This is a genomic window from Streptomyces sp. NPDC046876, from assembly GCF_040645035.1.
In the GTDB taxonomy this organism is placed as follows: domain Bacteria; phylum Actinomycetota; class Actinomycetes; order Streptomycetales; family Streptomycetaceae; genus Streptomyces.
Genome location: NZ_JBEYXK010000185.1, coordinates 1 through 6,568, shown reverse-complemented (window position 1 = coordinate 6,568; position 6,568 = coordinate 1). Strand labels below are relative to the sequence as shown.

Here is a 6,568-nt window from a genome sequence, read left to right as displayed (position 1 = left end):
GGGGTTTGGGGCGGCGCCCCAAGAAACCCGGCTCCGCCGGGCACCGGGCTGCGCCCGGACCTCCCCCAGCTACCGCTGGGGGTACCCCCAGCCTCAAACGCCGGCGAGGCTGGATTTGCCGGACCCCCGTCACAGGTGGCGGCGTGGGGCCTGAGGCCGTGTCCCCACGGGGCGGCGGAGGGGGCTCACTCGTCCGTGTGTCGGGCGGGGGCCGCGGCAGCCGGTCCGCGAGGGGGTCGGGGCGGCCCGCCACGAGGGGGTCGGGCGGCGCTGGCAGACTGCTCGGCATGCTGGAGACCTCCGCACGACTGCTGCGCCTGCTGTCCCTGTTGCAGGCCCACCGCGAATGGACCGGCGCCGACCTCGCGGAGCGCCTCGGCGTGACCCCGCGGACGGTGCGGCGCGACGTGGACCGGCTGCGCGAGCTCGGCTATCCCGTGAACGCCACCCCCGGCACCGGAGGCGGCTACCAGCTCGGTGCCGGGGCCGAGCTGCCGCCGCTGCTGCTGGACGACGACGAGGCGGTGGCCGTCGCCGTCGGACTGCGCACGGCTGCGGGGAACGGTGTCGAGGGGATCGGCGAGGCCTCCGTACGGGCGCTGGCCAAGCTGGAGCAGGTCCTGCCGGGGCGGCTGCGGCGGCGGGTGTCGGCGATCGACGGGTTCACCGTGCCGATGCTGCGCGCACCGGAGCAGAGCGCCGTCGACCCCTCGGTGCTGGCCGAGCTCGCCGCCGCCTGCCGCGACAGCGAGCGCCTGCGCTTCGGCTACCGGGACCACGAGGGCGGCGCCTCGCGCCGGGTGGTCGAGCCGCACCGGCTGGTGTGCACCGAGCGGCGCTGGTACCTGGTCGCCTGGGACGTGGACCGGGCGGACTGGAGGACCTTCCGCGCCGACCGGATCGAGCCGAGGCCGCCGCACGGGCCGCGCTTCGTCCCGCGCCCGGCGCCGGCCGAGGACCTCGCCGCGTACGTCTCCCGCGGCGTCTCGCAGGCCGCGTACGCCGCCCGTGCGGTGCTCCGGCTGAAGATGTCGGCGCAGGCGGCGGCGCGGGTCATCGGGCCGAGCGACGGGGCGCTGGAGCCGCTGGACGAGGAGAGCTGCCTGCTGCGCACGGGGGCGGTGAGTCTTGACGTGCTCGTGATCCACGTGATGCTGCTCGGCTGTGAGTTCGAGGTGGTCGAGCCGCCGGAGCTGATCGAGCGGATCCGGGCCGCGCGGGACCTTCTCTCGCGGGCCGTGGACTGAGGCGGGGGCCGCCCGGGCCGTGGAGAAGGGGCGGGGAAACCACGGGGGTTCGGTGAAGCGGAGTGCGGCCGGGCGCGCCGGGTCGGCCCCGACAAGCCGTACGCGCCAAGGACTCAGCGGCAATCCGCCGGGGAATTCCGGGGCTCTCGAACGGAATGCGAAAGGCGGTGCGGGCAGGGCGCTCCGCGGCCCGGAAAAGGAATGCCGCGGGGCTGCCCCGCCGTAACTCGGCGCGGTCGGAGAACTGTCGACATTCCGTGACACAAGCGTGACCCGGTACGGACGAACCTCCGGGCGCGTCGCTGACGTTCGGGCGTTGCGGACAACCGAAGGGACAACAGACGGGACGGCAGGGGGACGGCAGGGGGACGACAGAGGCGGGCCGGATGGGTGATCCGGCCCGCCTCTGTCGGTGCGGGGTGAGGTGGTGCGTACCGCCCCGCGGTCTGCCGCGCGGCCCGGCTCAGCCGCCCGCGGCCGGGCGGGCGGTGGCGCGGGCGGCGCCGGCCCGTTCGGCGTGGGCCGGGCGGCGGCTGCCGGCCGGGGTGACCGGCGTCCGCTCGGACCGGATCAGGTGCGGCCGACCGGACAGGTGCCCGGTGGGCCGGGGGACCGGGGCGTGCGGGGCGGCCGCGGCGGTGGCCGTCTGCGCGGCGGCCGGGGCGGGCACGGAGGCCGCGAGGGCAGCGTCCCCGGCACCTGCAGCGCCGGCCGCGGTGCTCCCGAGCTGCCACTTCCCGCCCGCGGAGAGCAGCGGGACCAGCGCCGAGGCGACGGGCGCGGGCACGGTTCCGGCCTCGACGCGGCGGCGCATCCGCTCGCGCCGCTCGAAGACCCAGGCCTCGACGGCGGCCATCAGCGGCTCGAACCAGGGCAGCGCCAGCATGATCAGCAGGCCCGCGGACCAGCCGAGCAGGACGTCGCTGACCCAGTGGGTGCCGAGGTAGACGGTGGTGGCGCCGACGCTCAGCGAGACGACGGCGGAGACCATGGACAGCACCCGCCGGGTGACGGTGGTGGAGGCCAGGTAGGCCAGGATTCCCCAGGTCACGACGGCGTTGGCGGTGTGGCCGGAAGGAAATATATCGCCGCCGGCGAAGAGCTCGGCGGAGCCGATCGTGGTGGCGTAGTGCGGGCCGAGGCGGCCGAGGCCGAGCTTGACGGAGCCCACGGTGATGTTGAGCAGGAGCAGCGCCACGCCGAGGGCGATCAGCGGGCGCAGCGTGTGCTGCCGCCAGGAGCGCCAGCCGAGCCATGCGGCGACCATGACCGCGGTGGGGCCGCGCTGCCCCAGGACGACGAGGTAGTCGAGGAAGGCGTGCACCTGCGGCCACTGCTCGTACGGCCGGAAGAAGAAGACCTGCCAGTCCAGGCGGACGAGCCAGGACGTGGTCAGGACGGCCACCACGATCGCGAGGTAGAAGGCGAGGGTCGCTCCGAGGAGCACGACGCGGTGCCGGCTCATCTGCGGCGTTTGCAGATGAGCCGGTCGCTCGGGTTCCCGGTCGAGTCGGGCGAACACCCGCTCCAGCCGGGTCAGGATTTGGTCGGTACGCACTCAATCGACGTTACCGCGAGCTGCTGGGCGGCCCCGTCGAATCACCGGGTTTGTGATGACCATGTGATGTGGAGTTGGTCTCACGCGGCACTTAATTCCTGGGATTAAGGCATTAGTTGGAGTGCCCGGTCCATTGCCCCCGTCATTGTTTCGCACACTTACCCGGGCTTTATCGCGGCGGCTCAATTCCTTTGCTGAAACATGGCTCGGAATGATCCATTCCGTGACTCGGGTGCCCGGGCCGGCGGCCGACGCCGCCCGTGCCTCCGGCTCGCGGCTACGGCGGCCCCGACCCGTTCAGCCAGAAGGCCCCGTACACCGCCGAGGCCAGCGCCCCCGCGCCCAGCACCGCCACCGCCCGCCCCGTACGCGCCCGGGCCAGCGCCACCGCCGCCGGCAGCAGCAGCGGGAAGGCGGGCAGCAGCAGCCGCGGCTTGGACCCGAAGTACCCCGACGCGCACAGCGCCAGCGCCACGACGATCCCGCAGTAGACCAGCAGCGGGGCGGGCTGCCGCTGCCGTACACACAGCGCGTACAGCCACAGCACCAGCGCCACGCCCGCGATGAGCCCGAGCCCCGCCGCGACCGAGCCCGAGGCCAGCTTCGCCCCGATGAACCGGGCGAAGGCCCAGCCGCCGTCGAAGCCGTTGCCCCAGCCGCCCTGCACGTCCAGGTACCCGGTCGGGCCGCCGCCGGTGCGCGCCCCCACCCACAGCGCGTACGCCGCCGCGCCCGCCGGGGCCAGGGCCACGCCCACCGCCATCCGCCAGGACCGCTCGCCGCGCCGCCACGCCAGGGCGGCCGCCACCCACACCGCCGCCGCCACAGCGGCGCCGACCGGGCGGGTCAGCCCGGCCGCCGCCGCGAGCAGTCCCGCCGCAGGCCACCGGCCGCGCAGGGCCGCGTACAGGGACCAGGCCGCCAGCGCCGTGAACAGGGACTCGCTGTACGCCATGGACTGCACGATGCCGACGGGCAGCGCGGCCCACGCCGCGACGGCGAAGACCCCCGCCCGGCGCGGATCGGCCTGCGGGATCCGCTCGGCGCACACCAGCGCGGCCACCGCGAAGATCCCCCAGGCCGCGGCGAGCCCCGCCACCGCCGAGACGACCAGGCCGGCCGAGCCGTACGACAGCCCGGTCGGCGCCGCGACGAGCCGCTCCAGCCAGGGCAGCAGGGGGAAGAAGGCCAGGTTCGAGTGGACGGCCCCGTTCGGCAGGACCACCTCGTAGCCGTACCCCTCCGCGGCGATCCGCGCGTACCAGAGCGAGTCCCACCGCGCGGACAGCAGCGTGTGCGGGCTGGTCCCGGCCGCCGCGCACCACAGCGCGAGCACGCCCACGCCGAGCAGCCGCACCGCCGCGAAGACGGCCAGTGCGGGCGCGGCCCGACGGAATGCAAGATCTTTCACAGGCATGATTATCCGGTGGCGCCCGCGGCCGCCCGGCGGCAGAACCACGGTTCGTGACCGCGCGTGTACGTGGAAGAAGCGGCGCGGAAGGAGCGCCGGGGGCGGCCACACGGCCGGGAGCCGTGCCGGGGACGGGCCGGGGGCGGTGTCGGCAACGGGCCGGTGGCGGGGGAGTGTGGGGAGAGCGGGGTGAGGACGGCGTGAGGCGAGTGGCACACACCACACCGAGGCCGCCGCCGCGATGAGAGCTTGACCACGTGTCGGACCGGCGGACTCGCGTACGCTGACCCTTCACTCGCAGGTCGATGCCGGACCTCGCAGGACGCCGCACCGCACACCACCACCGCGGCCGACGCCGAGACGCTGGTCCGCCGAGTGCGAGCGATTCATCTGGGAGGTACATGCATGTCGGGGACCAACGCGTCCGACCGCAGGCGCAGGACCGCCGACAAAAACGACAGGACCCCCGGGACCCTCCTCGGGCAGACGCTGCGCGCGGCCTCCGGCGGGACGAACCGCTGGCTCGTCCTCGCGGTCCTCTGCGTCAGCCTGGTCCTCGTCGCGCTCGACGCGACGATCCTGCACGTCGCCGTTCCCGCCATCACCGCGGACCTGCGCCCCGGCTCGGTCGAGCTGCTGTGGATCGTCGACGCCTACCCGCTGGTCTGCGCCGCGCTGCTGATCCTCTTCGGCACCCTCGGCGACCGGATCGGCCGGCGCCGGATACTCCTGCTCGGATACGGCCTCTTCGGCACCGCCTCCGCCATCGCGGCCCTCGCCGACAACGCCCAGGTCCTCATCCTCGCCCGCGCCCTGCTCGGCGTCGGCGGCGCGATGATCATGCCGGCCACCCTGTCGATCCTGCGGCAGGTCTTCCCCGACCGGCGCGAGCGGGCCCTGGCCATCGGCATCTGGACCGCCGTCGCCGCCATCGGCGCGGCCAGCGGCCCCGTCCTCGGCGGCTTCCTCATCCAGCACTTCTGGTGGGGCTCGGTCTTCCTCATCAACATCCCGCTGATGGCGCTGATCCTGCCCGTCGGGCGCTGGCTGCTGCCCGAGTCCAGGGGCGCCGCCGACGGGCCGTGGGACGTGCTCGGCGCGCTCATGGCCGCGGGCGGCGTGCTCGGCGTGGTCCTCGGGGTCAAGCGGCTCGGCGCCGAGCGGCGGCTGCTGGACGCGGAGGCGCTGGTGCCGCTGCTGCTCGGGGTGGTGCTGCTCGTCCTGTTCAGCCGGCGGCAGAGGCGGCGGGCGCACCCGCTGATCGACATGCGGATGTTCTCGCGCGCCGCCTTCTCGACCTCCGTCGGGTGCATCGTGCTCGCCATGCTGGCGCTGGTCGGGCTGGAGCTGCTCGCCGTCCAGTACCTCCAGCTCGTGCTGGACCTCAGCCCGCTGGAGACCGGGCTGCGGCTGCTGCCGCTGACCTTCGCGGCCATGGCCGCAGGCGCCACCGGCTCCTACACGCTGGCCCGGATCGGGCCGCGCACCATGGTGTCGCTCGGCTTCCTGCTGACCGCCTGCTCGGTGCTGCTGCTCACGCTCATGGGGCAGCACGACCGGCCCGTCCTGCTCACCGCCGGGTTCGTCCTGCTCGGCTTCGGGCTCCAGACCACCCTCTTCGCCGCGTACGAGTCGATGCTGAGCGAGGCGCCGGCGGCGGCCGCGGGCGGGGCGGCCTCCATAGGCGAGACCGCGTACCAGCTCGGCGCGGGCATGGGCATCGCCCTGCTCGGCAGCGTCATGAACGCGGCGTACGCGCCGGGGGTGCTGGACGTGCCGGGGGTTTCGGCCGCGGATGCGAGGGGGGCCGCGAACTCGCTCGGCGAGGCGTACCAGATCGCCGGGCACCTCGGCGGGGCGGCCGGGGACGCGCTGTACAGCGCGGCGCGCCACTCCTTCGTGCAAGGGCTGCACGTCACGCTCGTGGTCAGCGCCGGCCTGCTGCTGGCGGGGGCCCTGATGGCCCTGAAACTCCCGCGGACCATGGACTGCACCGCGGCCGACGCCGACGCCGACGCCGAAGCGGTGCCCTGTGCCGGACCGGTCCGGCTCCCGGCCCAGGCCGGCCCCTCGGCCCCTTGCGCGACGACCCCGCGCATCCCGGCCCCGGCCAGCCCGGACCGCAACCCCTCGGCCCGCCGAGCCTGACCCCACCCGCTGCGCGGAGCCACTTCCCCACCCCGCCCTTTCCCGAAACCGAGTCCTGCGGCCCCGGCCCCCGCCTGGGGCTCCGCCCCAGACCCCGCGCCTCAAACGCCGGCGGGGCTGGATAAACCAGCCCGCGCGGCGTTTGAGCGCACCGGGCGCGAAGCGCCCGGGTCTTTCAGCCCCGCCGGCGGTTGAGGCGAACGG

General features: G+C 74.8%; 4 protein-coding genes. 2 read left to right on the top strand and 2 right to left on the bottom strand.

Annotated features, from left to right (window positions below):
* Positions 1 to 287 precede the first annotated feature (287 nt).
* Positions 288 to 1,247: a YafY family protein gene (locus ABZ924_RS37830; RefSeq protein WP_361920164.1), complete on the top strand. Its 960-nt coding sequence runs from the start codon at positions 288 to 290 to the stop codon at positions 1,245 to 1,247.
* Positions 1,248 to 1,710: 463 nt separating this feature from the next.
* On the opposite strand, the gene ABZ924_RS37825 is transcribed toward ABZ924_RS37830, so the two are convergent.
* Complete coding sequence (locus tag ABZ924_RS37825) at positions 1,711 to 2,805, bottom strand: phosphatase PAP2 family protein (RefSeq protein WP_361920162.1); 1,095 nt, start codon at positions 2,803 to 2,805, stop codon at positions 1,711 to 1,713.
* Positions 2,806 to 3,082: 277 nt separating this feature from the next.
* Complete coding sequence (locus tag ABZ924_RS37820) at positions 3,083 to 4,222, bottom strand: hypothetical protein (RefSeq protein WP_361920160.1); 1,140 nt, start codon at positions 4,220 to 4,222, stop codon at positions 3,083 to 3,085.
* Positions 4,223 to 4,621: 399 nt separating this feature from the next.
* Here ABZ924_RS37820 and ABZ924_RS37815 point away from each other — a divergent pair, with 399 nt between their 5' ends.
* Positions 4,622 to 6,364 (top strand): MFS transporter, encoded by a 1,743-nt coding sequence (locus tag ABZ924_RS37815; RefSeq protein ID WP_361920158.1) that lies wholly within the window; start codon positions 4,622 to 4,624, stop codon positions 6,362 to 6,364.
* Positions 6,365 to 6,568 lie beyond the last annotated feature (204 nt).

Bases quoted from the DNA above. Each gene is read 5' to 3' on its own strand.
- ABZ924_RS37830 (WP_361920164.1), top strand. From the start codon at position 288: ATGCTGGAGACCTCCGCACGACTGCTGCGCCTGCTGTCCCTGTTGCAG.
- ABZ924_RS37820 (WP_361920160.1), bottom strand. From the start codon at position 4,222: ATGCCTGTGAAAGATCTTGCATTCCGTCGGGCCGCGCCCGCACTGGCC.
- ABZ924_RS37815 (WP_361920158.1), top strand. From the start codon at position 4,622: ATGTCGGGGACCAACGCGTCCGACCGCAGGCGCAGGACCGCCGACAAA.